Genomic DNA, 22,797 nt, shown 5'->3' with positions numbered 1-22,797 from the left:
GATCCTTTTGGGATACAGAACAATGGCAACAAGACCCACAACCTCGGCACCTTCGCAGCGCATGCTGCGCGTCGGCGAACAGGTTCGCGCAGCGATCACTCAGGTGCTGCAGCGTGGCGAAGTCCGCGACGACATCATCGAAGCGACCGTAATCTCGATTTCCGAAGTGCGCATGTCACCTGACCTGAAGATCGCAACGGCCTATGTGACGCCGCTCGGCGTCTCCGACCACACCATCATCATCGATGCGCTGAACCGCAACGCGAAGTTCATCCGTGGCCGGCTCGGACCGCAGCTGAGGCAGATGAAGTACATGCCGGAAGTGCGCTTCCGCGATGATACCAGCTTCGACAATTACAAGAAGATCGATGATCTGCTGCGCTCACCCGAGGTGAGCCGCGATCTCGACAGTGACGACGAATAACAGAAGACACCGATGTCCAAACCACGCAAACCCAAGGGCCGCCCGATTTCCGGCTGGCTGATCCTCGACAAGCCGGTGGATTTCGGCTCGACGGAAGCCGTTTCCAAGATCAAGTGGCTCTTCAAGGCGCAGAAGTGCGGCCATGCTGGCACGCTCGACCCGCTTGCTTCGGGCATGCTGCCGATCGCGCTCGGCGATGCCACCAAGACCGTTCCATATGTGATGGACGGCCGCAAGATATACGAATTCACCGTCAGCTGGGGCGAGGAGCGGACAACCGACGACCTGGAGGGCGAGGTTACGCAGCGCTCCGACCAGCGCCCGAGCGAGCAGCAGATCCGCGATATCCTGCCGACATATATCGGCACGATCAGCCAGGTTCCGCCGCAGTTTTCCGCCATCAAGATCGCCGGCGAACGTGCCTACGATCTGGCACGCGATGGCGAGGCGGTCGAGATCCCCTCGCGTGAAGTCGAGGTTCATCGTCTGACGCTTCTCGCCTGTCCGGATGCCAATACGGCGCATTTCGAAGTGGAATGCGGCAAGGGCACCTATGTGCGGGCGCTTGCCCGCGATTTTGGCCGCGAGCTCGGTTGCTTCGGTCATATTTCCGGCCTGCGCCGTACCTTCGTCGCACCCTTCGCCGAAGAAACTATGGTGCCGCTTGCAAAACTCACGGCGCTCGAAGAGATCGAGGACATGGATGAGCGTCTTGCTACTCTCGACGCACTGCTGATCGATACCTGCGAGGCACTGTCGGCACTGCCCCACCTTATTATCAGCGATGACCAGGCGCACCGCCTGAAGATGGGTAACCCGATCCTGGTGCGCGGCCGCGACGCGCCGGTCGCCGAAAGCGAGGCCTATGCGACTGCCCGCGGCAGGCTGATCGCGATCGGGGAGATCGGACAGGGTGAATTCCGGCCGAAGCGCGTTTTCGGCTGACGGTTACAACCAGCGGCAATTGTCAGAACTCAGTGATGCGATATGTTTCCGACGGGCCATAACGGCCCGTCAAAGGGGAAGAATATGCGCAGAATTGCATTGGGAATACTGACATTCTTTTCGCTGTTTCTTACGGTTTCGATCGCTCAATCTGGCGAGCGCTGGGCCGAACTTCCGGCCTTTCCTCCCATGCCGGAGCCGAAGGCAAGCGGCATGGCCGACGTCAACGATATCACGATGTATTACGCCGAATATGGCGAGGGCGACCCGATCCTCTTCATCCATGGCGGGCTTGGAAATGCCGACGTCTGGGGCCATCAGGTCGCCGATTTCGCCAAGGATCACCTCGTCATCGTTGCCGACAGCCGCGGCCATGGGCGCTCCACGCGCAGCCAGCAGCCTTTCGGCTACGATCTGATGACATCGGATTATGCGGCACTTCTCGACTATCTGAAAATCGGCAAGGTGACGTTGGTCGGATGGTCGGATGGCGGCATCATCGGCATCGACATGGCAATGAAACATCCGGAGAAGCTTACGCGCGTCATCGCCCAAGCAGCAAATGTCACGACCGACGGCGTGAAAGCCGACGTGATGAACAACAAGACTTTCAACGACTATATCAATGTCGCCGGCGAATATTACAAGAAGCTGTCGCCGACGCCGAACGAATACGACGCCTTCGTCACCCAGATCTCCGAAATGTGGGCGACACAGCCTGCCTGGACGGCGGCGGATCTCGGAAAGATCACGATACCCATCACACTGGCCATCGGCGATCATGACGAAGCGGTAAAGCTCGATCATACGGAAATGATGGCGAAGGAAATTCCAGGCGCAAAACTCGTCATCTTGAAGGATGCCAGCCATTTCGCCATGCTGCAGGATCCACAGGGATACGATGCGATGATCCGGGACGCTATGGCGGGGCGCTGAAACCGCGGCGGGTGCCCCCTCTTTCCATCGCTGCTTATTTGGTTTATAGGCAGCGCCAGCATCAGGGTATTCCCGATTGCATTCGCGGCCAAGGCTGGACGACATCCCGGCTTTTGGCGACTTAAGCTCCTCTCAACGAAAGGATTGTCCGATGTCGATCACTGCTGAGCGCAAGGCTGCGCTGATCAAGGAATATGCGACCGCCGAAGGCGACACCGGTTCGCCGGAAGTACAGGTTGCGATCCTCACCGAGCGCATCAACAACCTGACGGAACACTTCAAGGACCACAAGAAGGACAACCATTCCCGCCGTGGTCTGCTGACGCTCGTTTCCAGCCGCCGCTCGCTTCTTGACTATCTCAAGAAGAAGGACGAAGGCCGCTACACCAAGCTGATCAACGGCCTGGGTATCCGCCGCTAATGATTTTTCGGCGGGCGAAGCTTTTCGCCCGCCGAATGTTTTTCGGGAGTGCGTCTCCCGGTGACATTTTCCAGGTGCGCGCTATCTGCGTGAATGGAAAGACGGCAGGCCCGGATGGGCCGGATCTGCCAGACCAACCGCTGACCTGTCATGGGGCAGGATTGCCGGATGCTTTCGGCCAAAGTTTCGCAGGAGCTTTGGCCCGATTTCCCAAGGAAATCGTCCGCTCAAAGCTTCCCGTTGTCTTGCCCGTGATACGTCGCACTGATTGCGGTCGACCCTGCGCTGCTCCTGATGGACGAGGCGCGCCGGCCGCATTGAAGGACAGGACATGTTCGATACACATAAAGTAGAAATCGAGTGGGCAGGCCGCCCGCTCAAGCTTGAGACCGGCAAGATCGCCCGCCAGGCTGACGGCGCCGTACTCGCCACCTACGGCGAAACCGTCGTTCTCGCGACGGTCGTTTCCGCCAAGGCGCCGAAGCCTGGCCAGGACTTCTTTCCGCTGACGGTTAACTATCAAGAAAAGACCTATGCGGCCGGCAAGATCCCCGGCGGCTACTTCAAGCGCGAAGGTCGCCCGAGCGAAAACGAAACCCTCGTTTCCCGTCTCATCGACCGCCCGATCCGCCCGCTCTTCCCGGAAGGCTACAAGAACGACACGCAGGTCGTCGTCACCGTCATCCAGCACGATCTCGAGAACAACCCGGACATCCTGTCCATGGTTGCGACCTCGGCTGCGCTGACGCTATCAGGCGTTCCCTTCATGGGGCCGGTCGGCGGCGCACGCGTCGGCTACATCAACGGCGAATACGTTCTCAACCCGCATCTCGACGAGATGGATGAATCGAGCCTCGACCTCGTCGTTGCCGGCACCTACGATGCCGTCCTGATGGTCGAATCCGAAGCCAAGGAGCTTCCGGAAGACGTCATGCTCGGCGCCGTCATGTTCGGCCACAAGGGCTTCCAGCCGGTTCTCGACGCGATTATCAAGCTCGCCGAAGTTGCCGCCAAGGAGCCGCGTGACTTCCAGCCGGAAGACTATTCCGCTCTCGAAACCGAAATGCTCGGCATTGCCGAAGGTGAGCTTCGCGAAGCCTATAAGATCACCCAGAAAGCCGATCGCTACGCCGCCGTCGACGCTGTCAAGGCGAAGGTGAAGGCGCACTTCCTCCCCGAGGAAGGCGAAGCCCGGTACACGGCTGAGGAAGTCGGCGCGATCTTCAAGCATCTGCAGGCCAAGATCGTCCGCTGGAACATTCTCGACACCAAGAGCCGCATCGACGGCCGCGACCTCGAAACCGTTCGTCCGATCGTATCGGAAGTCGGCCTTCTGCCGCGCACGCATGGTTCGGCGCTCTTCACCCGCGGTGAAACGCAGGCGATCGTGGTTGCCACCCTCGGCACCGGCGAAGACGAGCAGTATGTCGATAGCCTGACGGGCATGTACAAGGAGCGCTTCCTGCTCCATTACAACTTCCCTCCCTACTCGGTTGGCGAAACCGGCCGCATGGGCTCCCCGGGCCGTCGTGAAATCGGTCATGGCAAGCTTGCATGGCGTGCAATTCGCCCGATGCTGCCGTCCGCCGAACAATTCCCCTACACGCTGCGCGTCGTCTCCGAGATCACCGAGTCGAATGGCTCGTCCTCGATGGCCACCGTCTGCGGTACCTCGCTTGCTCTGATGGACGCGGGCGTACCGCTCGCAAAGCCGGTGGCCGGTATCGCCATGGGTCTGATCCTGGAAGGCGATCGCTTCGCCGTCCTCTCCGACATTCTCGGTGACGAAGATCACCTCGGCGACATGGATTTCAAGGTCGCAGGTACTGCCGACGGCATCACCTCGCTGCAGATGGACATCAAGATCGCCGGTATCACCGAAGAGATAATGAGGGTCGCTCTTGCCCAGGCCCAGGGTGGTCGCGCTCACATTCTCGGCGAAATGGCGAAGGCCATCACCGAAAGCCGTGGCCAGCTCGGGGAATTTGCTCCGCGCATCGAAGTCATGAACATTCCGGTCGACAAGATCCGCGAAGTCATCGGCTCCGGCGGCAAGGTCATCCGCGAAATCGTCGAGAAGACCGGCGCCAAGATCAACATCGAAGACGACGGCACCGTCAAGATCGCCTCTTCCTCGGGCAAGGAAATCGAAGCGGCCCGCAAGTGGATCCACTCGATCGTCGCCGAGCCGGAAGTCGGCCAGATCTACGAAGGCACTGTTGTCAAGACCGCCGACTTCGGGGCTTTCGTCAACTTCTTCGGCGCCCGTGATGGCCTCGTTCACATTTCGCAGCTCGCTTCCGAGCGCGTCGCAAAGACCCAGGATATCGTCAAGGAAGGCGACAAGGTCTGGGTCAAGCTGCTCGGCTTCGACGAGCGCGGCAAGGTTCGCCTCTCCATGAAGGTTGTCGATCAGGCCACCGGCCAGGAAATCCCGGCCGCAGAAAAGGGCGACAAGAAGAAGGATGAAGCGGCCGAATAAGCCGCGCCTTCTGAACTGATATCCGGGCGCGGGACTGTTTCCGCGCCCTTTTTGTATTCGACCTTTGCGCAATCGCGGACGAAAAAACCGCTGCGCACTTTTTCTGGAATTGCTCCAGACGACGGGACCAGACCATGAGCCGCGAAACGCTAAAAACTCTCTTCCACCCCTTTGTCAGCGAAACAGTAGCATCGCCCGGCGAAGGCGAGCGTGTGCTCTTTCTTGGGGCAGAGGCGGGCTTTGGGTTGCCTGCGGGTTTTACCGCGTCGCTTGCGGCCGTGCAGGGCTTCAAACCGCTCTACAGGCAGCTTCTGGCACAACGTATCGAAGCCAATCCGGAGATCCACGGTGAAGACTACGATGCGGGCCTGGTGCTCTGCACCAAACACAAGGGTGAAAACGAATCCAATATCGCCGCCGCCCTTTCCCGCGTGAAGGCAGGTGGGCTGATCGTCGTTGCCGGCGGCAAGGAAGACGGTATCCAGCCACTGCGCAAACGTGTGGAAAGTTTCGGCCTCGATACCGAACATATGCCGAAATATCATGGCGTCGCCTTCTGGTTCGGCCGGCCGGCCGATGTCAGCGAAATCGTTTCGAAGTTCGGCAAGTCGCCGGTGCGCGTCGACGGCCGCTTCATCGCCTCGCCCGGCATGTTCTCGCATGACAGGCTCGACGCAGGTTCGCAGCTTCTCGCCTCGCGCCTGCCCACCGATTTCATTGGCGATGCGGCCGATTTCGGTGCCGGCTGGGGCTATCTCTCCATCGAACTGGCGCAGAAGTCTCCGAACCTTGCCCGCCTTGACCTCTACGAAGCCAACTACGAGGCCCTGGAGGCCGCCAAGGCCAATCTGGCGGAGAACTGCCCGAACGCGCCTGCGCGCTTCTTCTGGCACGATCTGGCGGGCGAGCCGGTGCGGGATAAGTACGATCTCGTCATTATGAATCCGCCCTTCCATGAGGGCCATGCCGCTGAACCTTCACTTGGACAAGCGATGATCAAGACGGCCGCCTCTTCGCTGCGCGGCGGTGGACGCCTGATGCTTGTGGCCAATCGCGGCCTGCCGTATGAGCCGGTGCTCGCGGAGCATTTCAAGGATAGCGGCGAGACCTGCCGCAATGCCCGCTTCAAGGTGTTGTGGGCACGGAAATGAAAAAAGGCGGCCGGTGTCGCCTTTTCTTTTTAAGCCTGTCCGGCCCTACTCGACGTCTGCCTTGCGCAGCGTCTCCAGTGTCGGCATGGACGTGATGTTGTAGCCCGCATCGACGAAGTGGATTTCGCCGGTCACGCCCGTCGAGAGATCTGAAAGCAGGTAGAGCGCGGAACTGCCGACCTGATCGATGGTGACGGTCTTGCGCAGCGGGGCATTGCGCTGGTTCCACGACAGGATGGCGCGGGCATCGGAAATGCCGGCGCCGGCGAGCGTGCGGATCGGGCCGGCGGAAATGGCGTTGACGCGGATGCCGCGCGGGCCGTAATCGGCCGCCAGATAGCGCACGGAGGCTTCCAGAGCGGCCTTGGCGACGCCCATGACGTTGTAGTTCGGAATGACGCGCGTCGAGCCGTTATAGGTCAGCGTCAGCATGGTGCCGCCATCCTCCATCAGCGGCGCACAGCGCTTGGCGATCTCCGTGAAGGAGAAACAGGAGATGACCATAGTACGGCTGAAATTCTCGCGCGTCGTATCGGCGTAGAGGCCCTTCAGCTCGTTCTTGTCGGAAAAGCCGATGGCATGGACGATGAAATCCAGTTTGCCCCAGCGCTCCTTGATCGTGTCGATGACCGTATCGACCGAAGCGATATCCTCGACATCGCAGGGGAGCAGAAAATCGGAGCCGAGTTCGGCTGCAAGTGGCTTGACGCGCTTTCCAAGTGCATCGCCCTGGAAGGTGAAAGCGAGTTCTGCGCCCTGTGCAGCGAGCGCCTTCGAGATTCCCCACGCGATCGAGTGGTTGTTTGCGACGCCCATGATGAGGCCGCGCTTACCCTGCATGATTCCGGTCATTGTTATTATCCGTTGAAGCGCTGGAACACGAGCGTGGCGTTCGTGCCGCCGAAGCCGAAAGAATTGGAAAGAGCAATATCGATCTTGGCGTTGTCGATGCGCTTGCGGACGATCGGCACACCTTCGAATTCCGGATCGAGTTCCCTAATGTGCGCGCTTTCGCCGATGAAACCTTCCTGCATCATCAGCAGGGAATAGATCGATTCCTGCACACCGGCTGCGCCGAGCGAATGGCCCGTCAGCGACTTGGTAGACTGGATATGCGGCAGCTTTTCGCCGAAAACGTCGCGGATGGCGCCGATTTCCTTGCTGTCGCCGACCGGTGTCGAAGTGCCGTGCGTGTTGATGTAGTCGACATCACCCTTCACGGTCGCCAGCGCCTGGCGCATGCAACGGATAGCACCTTCGCCCGAGGGAGCGACCATGTCATAGCCATCGGAGGTTGCGCCGTAGCCGATGATTTCGGCGTAGATCTTGGCGCCGCGCGCCTTGGCATGTTCCAGCTCCTCGAGGACGAGCACGCCAGCGCCGCCGGCGATGACGAAGCCATCACGGCTGACGTCATAGGCGCGAGAAGCCGATTCCGGCGTGTCGTTATACTTGGAGGACATGGCCCCCATGGCGTCGAAGAGGTTCGACATGGTCCAGTCGAGATCTTCGTGGCCGCCGGCAAACATCATGTCCTGCTTGCCCCACTGAATCATCTCGACGGCATTGCCGATGCAATGCGCTGACGTGGAGCAGGCCGAAGAGATCGAGTAATTGACACCGTGGATCTTGAACCAGGTGGCGAGCGTTGCTGACGCGGTGGACGACATGGCCTTCGGCACGGCGAAGGGACCGATGCGCTTCGGGCTGTTGTTCTTGACAGTGATCTCGGCTGCTTCGATGAGCGTGCGCGTGGACGGACCGCCGGAACCCATGATGATGCCGACGCGTTCGTTTTCGCTGTATTCCTTCTCTTCCAGACCAGAATCGGCGATCGCCTGTTTCATGGCGACATGGTTCCAGGCGCCGCCCTGCGAGAGGAAGCGCATGGCCCGGCGGTCGACCAGTTCGGCGAGCTTGTCGGCGCCGAGTTTGGGGCTTCCCCAGACCTGGCACTTGAAGCCGTGTTCGGCAAAATCGCTGGAGAAGGAAATACCGGACTTTGCCTGGCGCAAGGATTCGGTAACTTCGGCCGCGTCGTTTCCGATCGAAGACACGACACCTAGACCCGTGACAACTACCCGTCTCATCTGATCAAACCCTTGTTGTTTTCGTGAGCCGCTTGAAATGCGGTTTTCAGGCCGTCTTGTCTTTCGAGAGACCGACGCGAAGATCGGTCGCTTGATAAATGGTTTCGCCATCCGCCTTCAGCCAGCCATCGGCAGTGCCGAGCACCAGACGGCCGCGCATGACGCGCTTGAAATCGATACCATATTCAATCAGCTTCGTGTGCGGACGGACCATGCCCTTGAACTTCACTTCGCCGGTCGAGAGCGCCATGCCGCGGCCTTGTTCGCCGAGCCAACCCAGATAGAAGCCGGTCAGCTGCCACATGCCGTCAAGGCCGAGGCAGCCGGGCATGATCGGGTTGCCTTCGAAATGGCAGGGGAAATACCAGTCGTCAGGGCGAACATCGTATTCGGCCCGCAGGTAGCCCTTGTCGAAGGCGCCGCCCGTTTCAGAGATATCCGTGATCCGATGAACCATCAGCATAGGCGGCAAAGGCAGTTGCGCATTGCCAGGCCCGAACAGCTCGCCATGTGCGCAGGCGATGAGTTCTTCATAGGAGTAGCTGGACTGTCTGGTCGTCATAAATCTCTGTTTCCCCCCGCGTTCTTGGCGATGGATGTGTGTCTTTAGTCCAAGTTCTTCAGAAAATGAAGCGCAAGCGTGGCGGCTTCATTTTTTGGTTCCGGACTGGGCCTGAGCCAGTATTTGGTGGTCGCATACAGGAAGGCCAGGGCCGGGACCAGACCTAATTGCTTCAGAAGCCCGTTTTTGCGGCCTTTCGAAGGCTCTTGTCCCCATTGAACTATTGAAAGGCTTTTGCGCAAAAGTTATATCGCTTGGAACAAACATGATTGCTTTTCGCCAGAATAACCGGAGTTGGTGTTAATGACGGGTGAAACCCCGATCGCCATTGAGGTCAGGCTGCGCAGCGCAGGCCTGCGTCCCACACGCCAGCGCGTCGCGCTTGGCGACCTCCTGTTTGCGAAGGGCGACCGGCACTTGACCGTCGAGGAACTGCACGAGGAAGCGGTTGCCGCTGGTGTACCGGTGTCGCTCGCGACGGTCTACAACACGCTGCATCAGTTCACGGAAGCTGGTCTGATCCGCGTTCTCGCCGTCGAGAGCGCCAAGACCTATTTCGACACCAATGTCTCCGATCACCATCACTTTTTCGTCGAAGGCGAAAACGAAGTGCTCGATATTCCGATCAGCAAACTGACGATCGACAATCTGCCGCCGCCGCCCGAGGGCATGGAAATTGCCCACGTCGATGTCGTCATCCGCCTGCGGCACAAGCAGATCTGACATCACATCACGTCGTCGGGGTGCCGGCCAGGCATGTGCTTGTAGGTCGGGAATGTCCAGCCGAACCACAGGGCGCCGCCACGTACTGCGAAGGCTGCCGCGACACCGCAGGCCGATGCGATGTAGAGCTCGGCGCCAAGCGCATTGGCACCGGTAAAGACGCCAGATCCCACCAGGGCCGCCGTCACGTAGATTTCCGGGCGCAACAGCACGGATGGTTCGTTTGCCAGGAGATCGCGCAGGATGCCGCCGAAGGTCGCCGTCAACGCGCCGGTCACGATGGCGATCGTCGGCGAGCCGGTCGCGGCCAATCCCTTGGCGGCGCCGAGCACGCAATAGGCGGCAAGACCGACCGCATCGAGCCAGATCAGCAGGCGATAGCGCGATTCCAGGAGATGGGCCGTAAAGAAAACGACAATGCCCGCGATGCAGCAGATGACAATATAGAACGGGTTCAACACCCAGAAGACCGGCACGCGGCCGAGGATGATGTCGCGCACGGTACCACCGCCCGTCCCCGTCACGATCGCGAAAAACAGAAAGCCTATCAGGTCGAGCTGCTTGCGCGAGGCGGCCAGCGCGCCGGTTGCGGCAAAGAGGGCAATGCCGGCATAATCGAGATAGACGAGCAATGACATCAGGGCCTCCAGACCGGCGGAACGAGACCCACTGAATCATCGCGGCAAGGGCGGCGCAAGGCGGCGCGCCCAGAATGGAAGGCCAGAGAGCCTTTATCCATAAGAGGAAAGCCGTGAAGACGCTGTTGCCCGTACTCCTGAACGTCGTTTTGCTGCTGGTCATGCCAGTCGCGGCCTTCGCACAGCAGTCGCTGATCTCCGACCCGGAGATCTACGAAAAGAAGCATTTCCAGGAACAATGCACGGAGGCATCCTTCGGTAATGGCTTCCTCACCCGCCAGGATATCAACAATGACGGGCTGATGGACGTGGTCATCAACGAGGGCGAACTCACCTGCGACGGCCAGAAGGGTCCGCAATGCAATGAAGACGGCTGCACCTATAATTTTTATCTGCAGGTGGCCGAAGGCGGTTATTTCATGATCGCGACCGCGCAGATCTACGGTTACGACTTCATCAAGCGTTTCGGCAATATGGTACTCGCAATGAAAATGAATCCCCGTTTCTGCGATCGCACCGGCGGCGACCCTTGCCTCGTCACCACCCGCGTGCGGGGTACGAAATTCGTCACCATCTCCAAGAAATAGGCCTCAATTCGGAAAGAGCGCCGGAGTGCGGCCGGCGACATAGTAGCCGACGAGCTGTACCATTCGCGAAGGGCAGTCCCCAGATTCTCAGCGTTCAGGCTCGGCTGGGTGTCATGGGACGGTTATCTGGCACGCGCCGAATGGGGGCCGGAGGCTCCGATCTTTTGATTGAACCGGCGCTGCAGCGGGCGTGGAATAAACAAAGCGACAATCGCGAGTGCCATCGCGAAGACGGAGACCAGCCACAGCGCCTGCGCGCCCACAAGGCGCGTCATGAGCGCCCCGCTGATGGCCCCGAGCACCATGCCGCCCCACGGCACAACCTGAATGGTCCAATCGAGGCGCCGGTCGCCAATGATCCAGCGGCCTATGCCGCGGCCAAAGCGCGACAGTGCGCCGGTCACATAGGTCAGACCGATCGGCAGCCCTTCAATATGCTCAACCGCCGCATTCACCATGCCCATTGCGAAAACGATCAGAAAGAAACGCGCCATCAGCAGATCCTGCAGCGTCATCATCGAAGCGAGCGCAAGCATGAGGCTGACGCAGCAGAGCACGACGAAGATGCGCCTTTCGGCCCGGTGCGCGACGACAATACCAGCGGCATTGCCAAGCACGAAGACGATGATAGCCGACAGCAGCACTGCAGCATGCCTGATATCGCCGCTGCTCAGGGCCAGTGCCGCCCGCGTCGTGTTGCCGGTCATGAAGGATACGAAGTCGCCGGTCAGAAGCAGGCCGGTCGCATCTGTCATTCCCGCAAGAAAGGAAATCGAGCCAACCAGCGCCAGTCCGGTCGCGGTCCTGCGGGTTCTGATAATGCGGCGGCGTCTTGCTCGTGTCATGGTCTGGGTCCGGCAGGCGCCGAATCGGCTGGCCTCAACCGATATAAGAACTCGCTTTCAGCCTTCGACAAGGCTGACAACCGGGCAATTGCTGAAAAATGTCAGTTACGTTGACCTGAATTGCCTATGGAACTGCATTCGGGATAATTTGGTGGAGCTAAGCGGGATCGAACCGCTGACCTCTTGCATGCCATGCAAGCGCTCTCCCAGCTGAGCTATAGCCCCATCAGGGTGGTCCGGCTTGCGCCGGTCCTGGGATGCTCCGGAAGGCGTTCCCTCTGGAGTGGCGGCTTATTACTTGCGGTTTTCGCAGATGGCAAGCCTAAAAAATCCGGCCCGGGAAATTTTTGTCGTCCGGGCCGGTATTCGTTCGATCAGACTTCGTCTTCGTCGCCGGTGACGCCGATGATGTCGCTCATGTCGTCATCTTCGTCATCTTCATCGGCTTCGAGGAAGGTATCGTCGTCATCGCCTTCGATTTCGACATCGTCGTCGCCCATATCCGGGATGTCGTCGCCGCCGGAATTGTCATCGGCGTCCTCAAGCGAAACCAATTCGACTTCGGTGTTTTCGGTATCGACTTCTGCAACCTCATCTTCGTCCTGAACTTCGGCAATTGCCGAGGTTTCTTCGAAGAAGGACAGGGGGTAGGATTTACCGGTGTAAGGAGAAACGATCGGGTCCCGGTTCAGATCGTAGAACTTCTTGCCGGTTTCCGGATCGGTGCGCTTGGTTCCAAGTTCCGCTTTCGCCACTATAAGCCTCGTGAGAATGGCCGAATGCGAGATTCGGCAAATGCCGTCAAACCGGCGTTCTATTCGGAATTTATAAGCCGGTCCCCTTAATCGGTACGGCTTCCCGTGTCAAAGCTAAAGTTCACGGACACTCCAGGCTTTTCGCCAGCATCGCGGATGACCGCTCGGCAAGTTTGTGCTAACCAGCCGCGATTGCCGCAGAATCAACCGAGAAAACATGCCGGCAGCGAGCTGTGAGCGGCGCGAATATGTCGCCTTAGCAAGGGATTAACCCATGTCGCAGGGTTCCGCATCGAAGCCGGCCATCGCCCACAAATCCGCTGGGCTTTCCGGAACCGTCCGCATTCCCGGCGACAAGTCGATCTCGCATCGTGCACTGATACTCGGCGGGCTGGCATCGGGGGAAACGCGCATTACCGGGCTCCTCGAAGGCGAGGATGTGCTCAATACCGGCAAGGCTATGCAGGCCATGGGTGCCGTGATCCGTAAGGAAGACGACGCGTGGACCGTCAACGGAACGGGCAACGGCGCATTGCTTGCGCCGGAGGTTCCGCTCGATTTTGGCAATTCCGGCACCGACGCACGCCTGATCATGGGCCTTGCCGGCGTCTATGATTTCGACACCGTCTTTACCGGCGATGCCTCGCTTTCCCGGCGAACGATGGGCCGCGTGCTTGATCCATTACGCCGCATGGGCGTGCAGGTGAAGGCCGTGGAGGGCGACCGCCTGCCGGTCATGCTGCGCGGGCCTGAAACGCCGGCACCGATCCGCTATACCCTGCCCGTCGCCTCGGCACAGGTGAAATCGGCGGTGCTGCTGGCCGGTCTCAACATACCGGGCGTGACAACGGTTATCGAACCAGCGATCACGCGTGACCATACGGAAAAGATGCTGGCTGGTTTCGGCGCGGAACTTTCGATCAAGACCGACAAGGACGGCACGCGGACGATCCGTCTACAGGGCCGCGGCAAGCTAACCGGCCAGATCATCGACGTGCCTGGCGATCCCTCCTCCGCGGCTTTCCCGCTGGTGGCGGCTTTGCTGGTGCCGGGCTCGGACATCACTATTTCCAATGTGCTGATGAACCAGACGAGAACTGGGTTAATCCTGACGCTGCAGGAGATGGGCGCCGATATCGAGATCCTCGATCCGCGGCTTGCGGGCGGCGAGGATATCGCGGACCTGCGCGTGCGCCATTCGGAATTGACCGGTATCAGCGTTCCGACCGAGCGGGCACCGTCGATGATCGATGAATATCCGGTACTTGCCGTCGCCGCCGCCTTTGCCAAGGGCCGAACGGTCATGAACGGGCTACAGGAACTGCGGGTCAAGGAATCGGACCGGCTCACGACTGTGGTGGAAGGGCTGAAGCTCAACGGCGTCGAATGCGAAGAAGGCAAGGACTGGCTTTCCGTTACCGGCCGGCCGGATGGCAAGGGGCTCGGCAATGCTGGCGGCGAGCAGGTCATCACGCATCTCGACCATCGTATCGCCATGAGTTTCCTTGTCATGGGGCTGGCTTCAGAGCATCCTGTCGGGATCGACGACGGCAGTGTGATTGCAACCAGCTTTCCTCAGTTCATGGACCTGATGGAGAGCCTCGGGGCGAAGATCGAGCAGGCCTGATATGTACCAGCCATACCGTTGCCGCGAAGACGATCTCAATGTGCAGCATGCGCTGATCCGTGCCCATCCACTCGAGCACGAAGGTCATCCGGAAGCGGCAGGTTGCGGGCTGCACGGATATTGCCAAGGACCTTACCGAGATGGCAAAGCGAGCCGAAATTCAGGAATTGGTATGCCGTTATGGCAGCCTTTGTACGGAATGACTCTATGACCGACAGCTTCATCATCGCCATCGACGGTCCGGCCGCAGCGGGCAAAGGCACGCTCTCGCGCCGGATCGCGGAGGAGTACGGCTTTCACCATCTCGACACCGGCCTCACCTACCGGGCGACGGCAAAGGCACTCATAGATGCCGGACTGCCGCTCGACGACGAGACTGTCGCTGAAAAGATGGCGCGGGAGGTTGAACTCGCAGGCCTCGATCGCGATATATTGTCGAAACACGAGATCGGCGAAGCCGCCTCGAAAATTGCCGTGATGCCGGCGGTTCGCCGGGCGCTGGTTGAGGCGCAGCGGCGGTTTTCCGAGAAAGCGCCGGGGGCGGTTCTCGACGGGCGCGATATCGGCACCGTAGTTTGCCCCGACGCACCGGTAAAACTCTATGTGACGGCATCGCCGGAAGTCCGTGCGAAGCGCCGTTACGACGAGATTATCGGCAAGGGTGGATCAGCAGATTTCGAAGCGATCTTCGAAGACGTCAAACGGCGCGACGATCGCGACATGAACCGGGCGGACAGCCCGATGAAACCGGCAGTCGATGCGCACTTGCTTGACACGTCGGAAATGAGTATAGAGGCCGCGTTTCAAGCTGCTAAGTCGTTTATCGACGCCGCCTTGAGCCGAAATGCCTAATCAAGCGCTTTCCGCGTTTCATGCGCGGGACGCTCGTGCGAAAGCAAGCCTGAAATTCCGTCCACGCGCCGGATTGCCTTCTTGAAAAAAGGCGGACTGGGTTCAGGCCCATTCAACTCGAACCAACCGGCGCATACGTGAGCCTTGAAGCTATCGAAGGCCACGCAGGAGATTTTATGTCAGTAGCTACTCCCTCTCGCGAGGATTTCGCGGCCCTTCTCGAAGAGTCCTTTGCCAAGAACGATCTGGCTGAAGGCTATGTTACCAAGGGTATCGTCACGGGCATCGAAAAGGATGTCGCCGTTGTTGACGTTGGCCTGAAGGTCGAAGGCCGCATCGCGCTCAAGGAATTCGGCGCACGTGCCAAGGACGGTTCGCTGAAGGTCGGCGACGAAGTCGAAGTTTACGTCGAGCGCATCGAAAACGCGCTTGGCGAAGCTGTTTTGTCGCGCGAGAAGGCTCGCCGCGAAGAAAGCTGGATCAAGCTCGAAGCCAAGTTCGAAGCTGGCGAGCGCGTCGAAGGCGTTATCTTCAACCAGGTCAAGGGCGGCTTCACGGTCGACCTCGACGGTGCGATCGCCTTCCTGCCGCGTTCTCAGGTCGACATCCGCCCGATCCGCGACGTTACTCCGCTGATGCACAACCCGCAGCCCTTCGAAATCCTCAAGATGGACAAGCGCCGCGGCAACATCGTGGTTTCGCGCCGTACGGTTCTGGAAGAGTCCCGTGCCGAGCAGCGTTCTGAAATCGTTCAGAACCTCGAAGAAGGCCAGGTTGTTGACGGCGTCGTCAAGAACATCACCGATTACGGTGCGTTCGTTGACCTCGGCGGCATCGACGGCCTGCTGCACGTCACCGACATGGCATGGCGCCGTGTGAACCATCCGTCGGAAATCCTGAACATCGGCCAGCAGGTCAAGGTTCAGATCATCCGCATCAACCAGGAAACCCACCGCATCTCGCTCGGCATGAAACAGCTCGAGTCCGATCCGTGGGATGGTATCCAGGCCAAGTATCCGGAAGGCAAGAAGATTTCCGGTACCGTCACGAACATCACCGACTACGGTGCGTTCGTCGAGCTGGAGCCGGGCATCGAAGGCCTGATCCACATCTCGGAAATGTCCTGGACCAAGAAGAACGTTCACCCCGGCAAGATCCTGTCCACGAGCCAGGAAGTCGAAGTCGTCGTTCTCGAAGTCGATCCGTCCAAGCGCCGTATTTCGCTCGGCCTCAAGCAGACGCTGGAAAACCCGTGGGCAGCATTCGCCCGCAGCCATCCGGCCGGCACTGAAGTCGAAGGCGAAGTCAAGAACAAGACCGAATTCGGCCTGTTCATCGGCCTCGACGGCGATGTCGACGGCATGGTTCACCTCTCCGACCTCGATTGGAACCGTCCAGGCGAACAGGTCATCGAGGAGTTCAACAAGGGCGACGTCGTCAAGGCAGTCGTTCTTGACGTCGACGTCGAGAAGGAGCGTATTTCGCTCGGCATCAAGCAGCTTGGCAAGGATGCAGTCGGCGAAGCGGCAGCTTCCGGCGACCTTCGCAAGAATGCAGTCGTTTCCTGCGAAGTCATCGCGATCAACGACGGCGGTATCGAAGTGAAGCTCGTCAACCACGAGGACATCACTTCCTTTATCCGTCGCGCCGACCTCGCCCGCGATCGCGACGAGCAGCGTCCGGAACGCTTCTCGGTCGGCCAGACCGTTGACGCCCGCGTTACCAACTTCTCCAAGAAGGACCGCAAGATCATGCTGTCCATCAAGGCTCTGGAAATCGCAGAAGAGAAGGAAGCCGTCGCTCAGTTCGGTTCGTCCGACTCGGGCGCTTCGCTCGGCGACATCCTGGGTGCTGCTCTGAAGAACCGCGGCGGCGAATAATTTTCGCTGATCCTTTGAAATGAAGAACCCGCCGGAGCGATCCGGCGGGTTCTTTTGTTTTAGGAGATTGTCTGAAATTCCGGTTGGATTATTCCCAGCCGACCATGCGCTGGTAGAGGGCATAGACCGGGTCGGCGACTGTTGCCCGAGCAGTCGACGGATCGGGATCGAACATTTTCGGCTGGCGCCGCTCCTCCCGCGGGGCTTCGCCCTCCCCGGCCTGCTGCTCATCGCCGCCCTGACCGGATTGCGCCTGCTGCTGTTGCTGCTGATCCTGCGAGCCGCCGTTTTCGTGATGGCGACGAGGGGGGTCATCGGCCTTGGTCGCCTTATATTCATCGCGGGCGAACTGGTAAGGCGTTTGCGCGTAGGGAAGCCCTTCCGGCATGCGGGCTGCGAGTGGAACATAGGAAGGCGTCTCGACGACCGGGATGGGAACCGGCTGCGGCTGTGCAGCGGTTTCCCTGATGGGGCGCGCTGTCTGGGCAGCCGCAGCGACTTCTGCCTGAGATGGGCGAGAAGCCTGGGCGGCCTGGGCAGATGCAGGCTCGATCACATCTTCCGGGGTTGTGCGAACCAGGCTCTCCGTCGCCTCGCTGATGACGGCCTCGTCCAGCATAACATCGATTTCGACGGCGGCTTCGACGGGCGTATCCGTCAACAGAACAGTTGCTTCCTGCTCGCGGATGATCGTTGCGATCATTTGCGAAACCTGTTCGGTCATGGAGCTGGCGATGCCGGTCCAGTTGCGCGGGATAACCGGATCAGACTTAGGGGAGATCGTCTGCTGTTCGAGAGCAGGCCCGGCCTGTTCCGGCTCGACCGCTTCCTGTTCTACCGGCGCAGCCTGGACCTCTTCTGTCTCTCTCAAGGTGGTCGCCTGCGATGAAGCTTCATGCGCCGCTGTGGCGGGCTGACTGCCGGTCTGCTGGTCCTCGACGGTTGGATCGGTCGTCATGACAACAACTGCTTCGGCCGAAACGATTTCTTCGGCAGCGGACATCGCCGCACTTTCAACCGGTTTTGCGGCGGACTGACGTGCAGCGGACAGGTTTTCTCCCTGAAGCTTGATTTCCGGCCGCGGCTCGGTGCGCGGCAGCGGCGCGGCATCATTCTGACGATAAGAGCGGACAACGGCGCGGGCTGCGAGATCCCTGTCTTTGTAACTGATAATCTCGAAATAGGCGATGACACGGGTGGCCTCCGGCCCGGTCGGGTCCTTGAGGGCAGCGGCGATCACTCTCAGCGGCAGGCTATGTCCGTCGTCGGAAAGCTGACGCTCGACCGCATCGATCTCGGCATCGGGCATGCGACGGATGGCATCAGCGACACGGGCGGCAAAGGCCTGATCGGATTCGCCCTCACCGCGTTGTAGTGCGATGTTGCGTCCAGTCGCATTGATGATGTCGAGAAGCGCTTCAATCATGCGCTGGCGCGCGGCAATGAGCAGAATATTGAGCTTGCCGGCAATCGCTGCATTGAGATCGGCAGCTTCAACTGCATTCACCGGGGTGGGGGCGACCACCGAACGGCCGAGGCCACCGGCAACGATTGCCGCCGTCTGGCCCTGAGAAGAAAGGCTTGCATTGGACGCTGAACGAATGGGAGACAACACAGGCACGCTCCTTTCGCTAAGTGGCTATGAAAGCAGGTTCTACAAAGAGACCGCGCTCATCCGGTCTCTTGCATCCCGGCAGATCCTCCTGTCCGCATCGGCACTTTTTGTGCCGTCGAGTGCATAAAAATTAACAATAATCTTAACGAAGACGTCTTAATGAATAGCTAACGGCCGCAGACGATGTCCGCGGCCGTGCTGGTATGTCGGATAAAATGCGCCTCAGCTATGGGCGAAGATATCTGCCTCTTCCCAGCCGAGAAGATCGAGCTTGGCGCGCGTCGGCAGGAATTCGAAGCAGGCTGTCGCGTGTTCCAGGCGGCCGTCGCGAATCAGGCGCTCATTCAGCTTGTCGCGCAGCGCATGCAGGTAAAGGACGTCGGAGGCGGCATATTCGAGCTGCGCCTGCGAGAGTGTTTCGGCAGCCCAGTCTGAGGATTGCTGCGCTTTGGAAATATCGACGTCGAGCATCTCCTTGAGATTGTCCTTCAAGCCGTGGCGATCCGTGTAGGTACGGATGAGGCGCGAAGCGATCTTCGTGCAGAAGACCGGTGTCGTGGTGACACCGAACGTATGGAAGAGCACGGCGATATCGAAGCGGCCGTAGTGAAAGATCTTCTGGCGCGACGGATCGGCAAGCAGCGCGGTGAGGTTCGGCGCTTCCTTCTGACCGGCCGCTATGCGGATCACATCGGCAGAGCCGTCGCCCGGTGAAAGCTGAACGACGCAGAGACGGTCCCTGCGCGGAACGAGGCCCAGCGTTTCAGTGTCGATCGCGATCGCACCGGTGTAACGGGCGGCATCCGCCGCGGAAATATCGCCCTGGTGATAACGGATGGTGGCCGCCATGGGATGTCTCTCGTTCAGCTTATCTTTCCGGGCTATATCGCAAAGGGCGAAAACGCGAAACCGCTTTCCTGCTGCAGGCGGCCTTAAGCGCCGCTAAATGCTCAATAGTGCGGTGGCTTGGTGATTGCCGGTGCTTCCAGCGATTGTTCCTCGAGACTGAGGAAACGCTCCGTCAACCTGTCAAGCTTGGCGCGGGTCTGGTCCATTACCTTCCATTGTTCGGCAAGCTGATCGGAAAGCTCATCGATCGTCTTTGCCTGATAGGCCAGCATTTCCTCGAGTCTTGTGATACGGGTTGCCTCATCGGACATCGGTTTTCTCCCCTGAAATCAGGTGGAATTCCAAAGCCGAAATAGGCCGGAGCGTCAATGGGTTCGAGTCCCTACGAAACGATTCCGAAAGTGGACCGTCTGGTTACCAAAAGCCCTTGCCGCATCTGATGATGTGGGGTAGGCCACTATCCATCTGGGAGGAAAACTGATGGATGTTGACAATGGCTTTCTTCATCCGGACCGGCTCTTTCCCGCCGATCCGGCCACGCGGACAATAGCGCGCGATCTCTACGAGACGGTGCGCGCACTTCCGATCGTCAGCCCGCACGGACATACCGAACCGTCCTGGTTTGCTGACGACAAGGCCTTCGAAGACGCCTCGTCGCTGCTCGTTATTCCCGACCATTATCTCTTCCGTATGCTGCACAGCACCGGCACAAAACTCGACCAGCTTGGCGTGCCGCGTCTCGACGGCAAGCGGGTTTCCAGCGGTCGCGATATCTGGCGTGCTTTTGCCGCGCAATATTACCTTTTCCGCGGAACACCTTCGAGCCTTTGGGTCGATCATGCCATGTCGGCCGTGCTCGGATGCACCGAGCCGCTGACGGCGGAGAATGCCGATGCGCTCTACGATCACATCAATGCGCAGCTCAAGCTTCCGGAGTTCCGGCCGCGGGCGCTGCACCAGCGCTTCGGCATCGAAACCATCGCCACGACGGAAGGTGCACTCGATCCGCTGCCACATCACCAGAAGATGGCGGCGGACGGCTGGATCGGCAAAGTGCGCACGACCTACCGGCCTGACAGCGTCACCGATCCCGATGCCGTCGGCTTCCGCGACAATCTGGTCAAGTTCGGAGAGATCACCGCCTGCGACGTCGCCAAATGGGATGGTCTCATTGAGGCGCATCGCAAGCGGCGCGCCTATTTCCGTCAATTCGGGGCGACGGCGACCGACCACGGCGTGCCGAGCGCCTTTACCGCGGATCTGCCGCTTGCCGACAAGCAGGCGCTGCTCGATAAGGCGCTGAAGGGGCCGCTTTCAGCCGCCGATGCGGAACTTTTCCGTGGGCAGATGATGACGGAAATGGCTGGCCTTTCTGCCGAAGACGGCATGGTAATGCAGATCCATGCCGGCTCGCGCCGCAATACCGACCGCACGCTTTTCGAAACGCGCGGACCGAATATGGGCGCCGATATTCCGACACGGACCGACTGGGTCGGAGGCCTTAACGCCCTGCTGTCGAAATACGGTCATGCGCCTGATCTGCGCATCCTGCTCTTTACGCTTGACGAGACGACGTATGCTCGCGAGCTAGCGCCGATGGCCGGCCATTGGGCCTGCTTGATGATCGGCCCGCCCTGGTGGTTCCACGACAGTCCGCTCGGCATCCGCCGTTATCTCGACCAGGTCGTGGAGACGGCAGGTTTCGCCAATCTCGCCGGCTTCAACGACGATACGCGTGCCCTGCTGTCGATCCCCGCACGCCACGACGTCTGGCGCCGCGAGGTCTGCCGCTTCCTGGCGCAGCTGGCGGCCGAGCATCGGATTTCCAAGAAGGAAGCTGAGATTGTCGCGCGCGAACTTTCCTATGACAATGCGAAGAAGGCCTACAAGCTGTGAGCGACAGATTACAGAACGTGACCGGCCTTGCGCCGACGGCGAAGCTTCCTGCCTATGACCGAAATGCGTTGAAGGCCGGCATCCTGCATCTCGGTCCCGGCGCCTTCTTCCGTGCACATTTCGCACCGTTCACGGACGACGCGCTGGCAGCCGCCGGCGGCGACTGGGGCATCGAGGTGGCAAGCCTGCGCACCCCCGATGTTGCGGATAACCTCTCCGCCCAGAACGGGCTCTATACCGTGCTGATCCGCGATACATCGGGCACGACGGCTCACGTCATCGGCTCAATCCTGAAAACGCACGTCGCGCCACGTGATCCGGCGGGCCTTCTGGCGCGGCTTGAAGATCCTAATATCCGCATTGTCAGCATGACGGTAACGGAAAAGGCCTATGGTTTCGATCCGGCTACAGGCGGGCTTGACCTCAAGCATCCCGATATCGTCGCCGACCTGGCCAACCGGCATGCACCGCGCGGTGTCATCGGCTATCTCGTAGAGGGTCTGACACGGCGCCGGCAGAAGGGTATCGCGCCCTTTACGCCGCTCAGCTGCGACAACCTACCGAGCAATGGCGCGGTGCTGAGGCGTCTGGTGCTGGAATATACCGCCCGCATCGATGTGGAGCTGCACTGCTGGATCGAGGCGAATGTACCCTTCCCTTCGACGATGGTCGACCGCATTACGCCGGCAAGCACTGATGTGACCTATGCCGATGCCAAGCGGCTGACGGGCCGCACGGACATGGCGGCAATCGAGACAGAACCCTTTACCCAATGGGTGATTGAGGACCATTTCGTCAACGGTCGTCCGGCCTGGGAAAAAGTTCACGGTGCGCTGATGGTCGAGGAGGTCTCGGCCTATGAAAAGATGAAGCTGCGCATGTTGAATGGCGCGCATTCTCTGCTCGCCTATCTCGGCTATATAGCAGGCTATGAATTTATTCGCGATGTCATGGATGATGCAGGACTGGCAGCGCTTGCGCGCCGGCACATGAATGCAGCGGCGGCTACGCTGGATCCTGTTCCCGGCATCGATCTCGACGCCTATGCTGACGAGTTGATAGCACGCTTTGCAAACAAGGCGATCGCCCACCGCACCTACCAGATCGCTATGGACGGCACACAGAAACTGCCGCAGCGCCTGCTGGAGCCGGCAACGGAAGCACTTGCCAATGGCAGCAAGGCGGAGACCTATGCGATCGCCGTTGCGGCCTGGATGCGCTACGCGACGGGCATCGATCGCAATGGCGAACGCTATGAGCTGCGTGACCCTCGCGCCGGGGAGATTGCGGCCTTGATCGCCGATGTGCCGCGCAATGGCGCGGCGGTGTCGGCTGCGCTGTTCAAGCTGCCGGGGCTGTTTCCAAAGGCATTGACCGAGAACATCGCCTGGACGGAGGACGTGGCGAACAAGCTGGAGATTCTTATCCAGGACAACAGGCTGCCCCTTTATTGAAGCGCGCTGCGCGCCGTTCTCATCCCGTGGCCGCCATGGGATGAGGAAGCGTCAAGGGGAACCGG

22 protein-coding genes and 1 tRNA gene are annotated in these 22,797 nt (G+C 59.9%); 13 read left to right on the top strand and 10 right to left on the bottom strand.

Annotated elements, in window-relative coordinates; genetic code table 11:
• Window positions 1-22: 22 nt before the first annotated feature.
• The 6 genes from rbfA to FHT78_RS15425 all read left to right on the top strand — a co-directional run bounded on the left by rbfA (window position 23) and on the right by FHT78_RS15425 (window position 6,359).
• Window positions 23-424 (top strand): 30S ribosome-binding factor RbfA, encoded by a 402-nt coding sequence (gene rbfA, locus FHT78_RS15450; RefSeq protein WP_183745512.1) that lies wholly within the window; start codon window positions 23-25, stop codon window positions 422-424.
• 12 nt (window positions 425-436) lie between these two features.
• Window positions 437-1,369 (top strand): tRNA pseudouridine(55) synthase TruB, encoded by a 933-nt coding sequence (truB, locus tag FHT78_RS15445; RefSeq protein ID WP_183745511.1) that lies wholly within the window; start codon window positions 437-439, stop codon window positions 1,367-1,369.
• 84 nt (window positions 1,370-1,453) lie between these two features.
• Window positions 1,454-2,305: an alpha/beta hydrolase gene (locus FHT78_RS15440; RefSeq protein ID WP_183745509.1), complete on the top strand. Its 852-nt coding sequence runs from the start codon at window positions 1,454-1,456 to the stop codon at window positions 2,303-2,305.
• 151 nt (window positions 2,306-2,456) lie between these two features.
• Window positions 2,457-2,726, top strand: a complete 270-nt coding sequence (gene rpsO, locus FHT78_RS15435; RefSeq protein ID WP_183745507.1) for a 30S ribosomal protein S15 — start codon at window positions 2,457-2,459, stop codon at window positions 2,724-2,726.
• 331 nt (window positions 2,727-3,057) lie between these two features.
• Window positions 3,058-5,208: a polyribonucleotide nucleotidyltransferase gene (pnp, locus tag FHT78_RS15430; protein ID WP_183745505.1), complete on the top strand. Its 2,151-nt coding sequence runs from the start codon at window positions 3,058-3,060 to the stop codon at window positions 5,206-5,208.
• Between the two features lie 134 nt (window positions 5,209-5,342).
• On the top strand, window positions 5,343-6,359 hold the full coding sequence (locus tag FHT78_RS15425) for a class I SAM-dependent methyltransferase (RefSeq protein WP_183745502.1): 1,017 nt from the start codon (window positions 5,343-5,345) through the stop codon (window positions 6,357-6,359).
• 45 nt (window positions 6,360-6,404) lie between these two features.
• On the opposite strand, the gene fabI is transcribed toward FHT78_RS15425, so the two are convergent.
• The 3 genes from fabI to fabA are packed head-to-tail and all read right to left on the bottom strand — an operon-like array spanning window position 6,405 to window position 9,011.
• A complete protein-coding gene (fabI, locus tag FHT78_RS15420; RefSeq protein WP_183727439.1) occupies window positions 6,405-7,211 on the bottom strand; it encodes an enoyl-ACP reductase FabI in 807 nt (268 codons plus the stop codon).
• Between the two features lie 5 nt (window positions 7,212-7,216).
• The gene (gene fabB, locus FHT78_RS15415; RefSeq protein WP_183745499.1) at window positions 7,217-8,449 is read right to left on the bottom strand and encodes a beta-ketoacyl-ACP synthase I; all 1,233 of its coding nucleotides are present in this window, start codon (window positions 8,447-8,449) and stop codon (window positions 7,217-7,219) included.
• A 46-nt stretch (window positions 8,450-8,495) separates the two neighbouring features.
• On the bottom strand, window positions 8,496-9,011 hold the full coding sequence (gene fabA, locus FHT78_RS15410; RefSeq protein WP_007814145.1) for a 3-hydroxyacyl-[acyl-carrier-protein] dehydratase FabA: 516 nt from the start codon (window positions 9,009-9,011) through the stop codon (window positions 8,496-8,498).
• A gap of 303 nt (window positions 9,012-9,314) precedes the next feature.
• Between fabA and irrA the strand changes: the two genes are divergently transcribed.
• Entirely contained in the window at window positions 9,315-9,734 is a 420-nt protein-coding gene (gene irrA, locus FHT78_RS15405) for an iron response transcriptional regulator IrrA (protein ID WP_183745497.1), read from the top strand.
• 2 nt (window positions 9,735-9,736) lie between these two features.
• Here irrA and FHT78_RS15400 read toward each other — a convergent pair whose 3' ends face one another.
• On the bottom strand, window positions 9,737-10,372 hold the full coding sequence (locus tag FHT78_RS15400; protein ID WP_183745495.1) for a trimeric intracellular cation channel family protein: 636 nt from the start codon (window positions 10,370-10,372) through the stop codon (window positions 9,737-9,739).
• A gap of 113 nt (window positions 10,373-10,485) precedes the next feature.
• Between FHT78_RS15400 and FHT78_RS15395 the strand changes: the two genes are divergently transcribed.
• Window positions 10,486-10,959, top strand: coding sequence for a hypothetical protein (locus tag FHT78_RS15395; RefSeq protein WP_183745492.1), 474 nt, complete (start codon window positions 10,486-10,488; stop codon window positions 10,957-10,959).
• Window positions 10,960-11,081: 122 nt separating this feature from the next.
• On the opposite strand, the gene FHT78_RS15390 is transcribed toward FHT78_RS15395, so the two are convergent.
• The 3 genes from FHT78_RS15390 to FHT78_RS15380 all read right to left on the bottom strand — a co-directional run bounded on the left by FHT78_RS15390 (window position 11,082) and on the right by FHT78_RS15380 (window position 12,559).
• Entirely contained in the window at window positions 11,082-11,804 is a 723-nt protein-coding gene (locus FHT78_RS15390) for a YoaK family protein (protein ID WP_183745489.1), read from the bottom strand.
• Window positions 11,805-11,953: 149 nt separating this feature from the next.
• Window positions 11,954-12,029, bottom strand: a tRNA-Ala gene (locus FHT78_RS15385).
• A 149-nt stretch (window positions 12,030-12,178) separates the two neighbouring features.
• Window positions 12,179-12,559, bottom strand: coding sequence for a TIGR02300 family protein (locus tag FHT78_RS15380; RefSeq protein ID WP_183745486.1), 381 nt, complete (start codon window positions 12,557-12,559; stop codon window positions 12,179-12,181).
• A gap of 274 nt (window positions 12,560-12,833) precedes the next feature.
• Here FHT78_RS15380 and aroA point away from each other — a divergent pair, with 274 nt between their 5' ends.
• The 3 genes from aroA to rpsA all read left to right on the top strand — a co-directional run bounded on the left by aroA (window position 12,834) and on the right by rpsA (window position 16,918).
• Window positions 12,834-14,186, top strand: coding sequence for a 3-phosphoshikimate 1-carboxyvinyltransferase (gene aroA / locus FHT78_RS15375; protein ID WP_183745483.1), 1,353 nt, complete (start codon window positions 12,834-12,836; stop codon window positions 14,184-14,186).
• 207 nt (window positions 14,187-14,393) lie between these two features.
• Entirely contained in the window at window positions 14,394-15,038 is a 645-nt protein-coding gene (gene cmk, locus FHT78_RS15370) for a (d)CMP kinase (RefSeq protein WP_183745480.1), read from the top strand.
• 176 nt (window positions 15,039-15,214) lie between these two features.
• Entirely contained in the window at window positions 15,215-16,918 is a 1,704-nt protein-coding gene (gene rpsA, locus FHT78_RS15365; protein ID WP_037100373.1) for a 30S ribosomal protein S1, read from the top strand.
• Between the two features lie 88 nt (window positions 16,919-17,006).
• Here the strand turns inward: rpsA and FHT78_RS15360 are convergent, their stop codons facing one another.
• The 3 genes from FHT78_RS15360 to FHT78_RS15350 all read right to left on the bottom strand — a co-directional run bounded on the left by FHT78_RS15360 (window position 17,007) and on the right by FHT78_RS15350 (window position 19,693).
• Entirely contained in the window at window positions 17,007-18,533 is a 1,527-nt protein-coding gene (locus FHT78_RS15360) for a hypothetical protein (protein ID WP_183745477.1), read from the bottom strand.
• Between the two features lie 222 nt (window positions 18,534-18,755).
• Window positions 18,756-19,382: a ribonuclease D gene (locus tag FHT78_RS15355; RefSeq protein ID WP_183745474.1), complete on the bottom strand. Its 627-nt coding sequence runs from the start codon at window positions 19,380-19,382 to the stop codon at window positions 18,756-18,758.
• Between the two features lie 101 nt (window positions 19,383-19,483).
• Window positions 19,484-19,693: a SlyX family protein gene (locus FHT78_RS15350; RefSeq protein WP_183745471.1), complete on the bottom strand. Its 210-nt coding sequence runs from the start codon at window positions 19,691-19,693 to the stop codon at window positions 19,484-19,486.
• Between the two features lie 169 nt (window positions 19,694-19,862).
• On the opposite strand from FHT78_RS15350, the gene uxaC reads away from it, so the two are divergent.
• Window positions 19,863-21,278, top strand: coding sequence for a glucuronate isomerase (gene uxaC, locus FHT78_RS15345; RefSeq protein ID WP_183745468.1), 1,416 nt, complete (start codon window positions 19,863-19,865; stop codon window positions 21,276-21,278).
• Window positions 21,275-22,732, top strand: coding sequence for a mannitol dehydrogenase family protein (locus FHT78_RS15340; RefSeq protein WP_183745465.1), 1,458 nt, complete (start codon window positions 21,275-21,277; stop codon window positions 22,730-22,732). The genes uxaC and FHT78_RS15340 overlap by 4 nt, the downstream gene beginning before the upstream one ends.
• Window positions 22,733-22,797: the final 65 nt, after the last annotated feature.

The sequence above is a fragment of the Rhizobium sp. BK196 genome, from assembly GCF_014193255.1.
Taxonomy (GTDB): Bacteria; Pseudomonadota; Alphaproteobacteria; order Rhizobiales; family Rhizobiaceae; genus Rhizobium.
This window is presented reverse-complemented; position numbering and strand designations above follow the sequence as displayed.

Coding starts and splice junctions, on each gene's coding strand:
- rbfA (WP_183745512.1), top strand. CDS start 23: ATGGCAACAAGACCCACAACCTCGGCACCTTCGCAGCGCATGCTGCGC.
- truB (WP_183745511.1), top strand. CDS start 437: ATGTCCAAACCACGCAAACCCAAGGGCCGCCCGATTTCCGGCTGGCTG.
- FHT78_RS15440 (WP_183745509.1), top strand. CDS start 1,454: ATGCGCAGAATTGCATTGGGAATACTGACATTCTTTTCGCTGTTTCTT.
- rpsO (WP_183745507.1), top strand. CDS start 2,457: ATGTCGATCACTGCTGAGCGCAAGGCTGCGCTGATCAAGGAATATGCG.
- pnp (WP_183745505.1), top strand. CDS start 3,058: ATGTTCGATACACATAAAGTAGAAATCGAGTGGGCAGGCCGCCCGCTC.
- FHT78_RS15425 (WP_183745502.1), top strand. CDS start 5,343: ATGAGCCGCGAAACGCTAAAAACTCTCTTCCACCCCTTTGTCAGCGAA.
- fabI (WP_183727439.1), bottom strand. CDS start 7,211: ATGACCGGAATCATGCAGGGTAAGCGCGGCCTCATCATGGGCGTCGCA.
- fabB (WP_183745499.1), bottom strand. CDS start 8,449: ATGAGACGGGTAGTTGTCACGGGTCTAGGTGTCGTGTCTTCGATCGGA.
- fabA (WP_007814145.1), bottom strand. CDS start 9,011: ATGACGACCAGACAGTCCAGCTACTCCTATGAAGAACTCATCGCCTGC.
- irrA (WP_183745497.1), top strand. CDS start 9,315: ATGACGGGTGAAACCCCGATCGCCATTGAGGTCAGGCTGCGCAGCGCA.
- FHT78_RS15400 (WP_183745495.1), bottom strand. CDS start 10,372: ATGTCATTGCTCGTCTATCTCGATTATGCCGGCATTGCCCTCTTTGCC.
- FHT78_RS15390 (WP_183745489.1), bottom strand. CDS start 11,804: ATGACACGAGCAAGACGCCGCCGCATTATCAGAACCCGCAGGACCGCG.
- aroA (WP_183745483.1), top strand. CDS start 12,834: ATGTCGCAGGGTTCCGCATCGAAGCCGGCCATCGCCCACAAATCCGCT.
- cmk (WP_183745480.1), top strand. CDS start 14,394: ATGACCGACAGCTTCATCATCGCCATCGACGGTCCGGCCGCAGCGGGC.
- rpsA (WP_037100373.1), top strand. CDS start 15,215: ATGTCAGTAGCTACTCCCTCTCGCGAGGATTTCGCGGCCCTTCTCGAA.
- FHT78_RS15355 (WP_183745474.1), bottom strand. CDS start 19,382: ATGGCGGCCACCATCCGTTATCACCAGGGCGATATTTCCGCGGCGGAT.
- FHT78_RS15350 (WP_183745471.1), bottom strand. CDS start 19,693: ATGTCCGATGAGGCAACCCGTATCACAAGACTCGAGGAAATGCTGGCC.
- uxaC (WP_183745468.1), top strand. CDS start 19,863: ATGGATGTTGACAATGGCTTTCTTCATCCGGACCGGCTCTTTCCCGCC.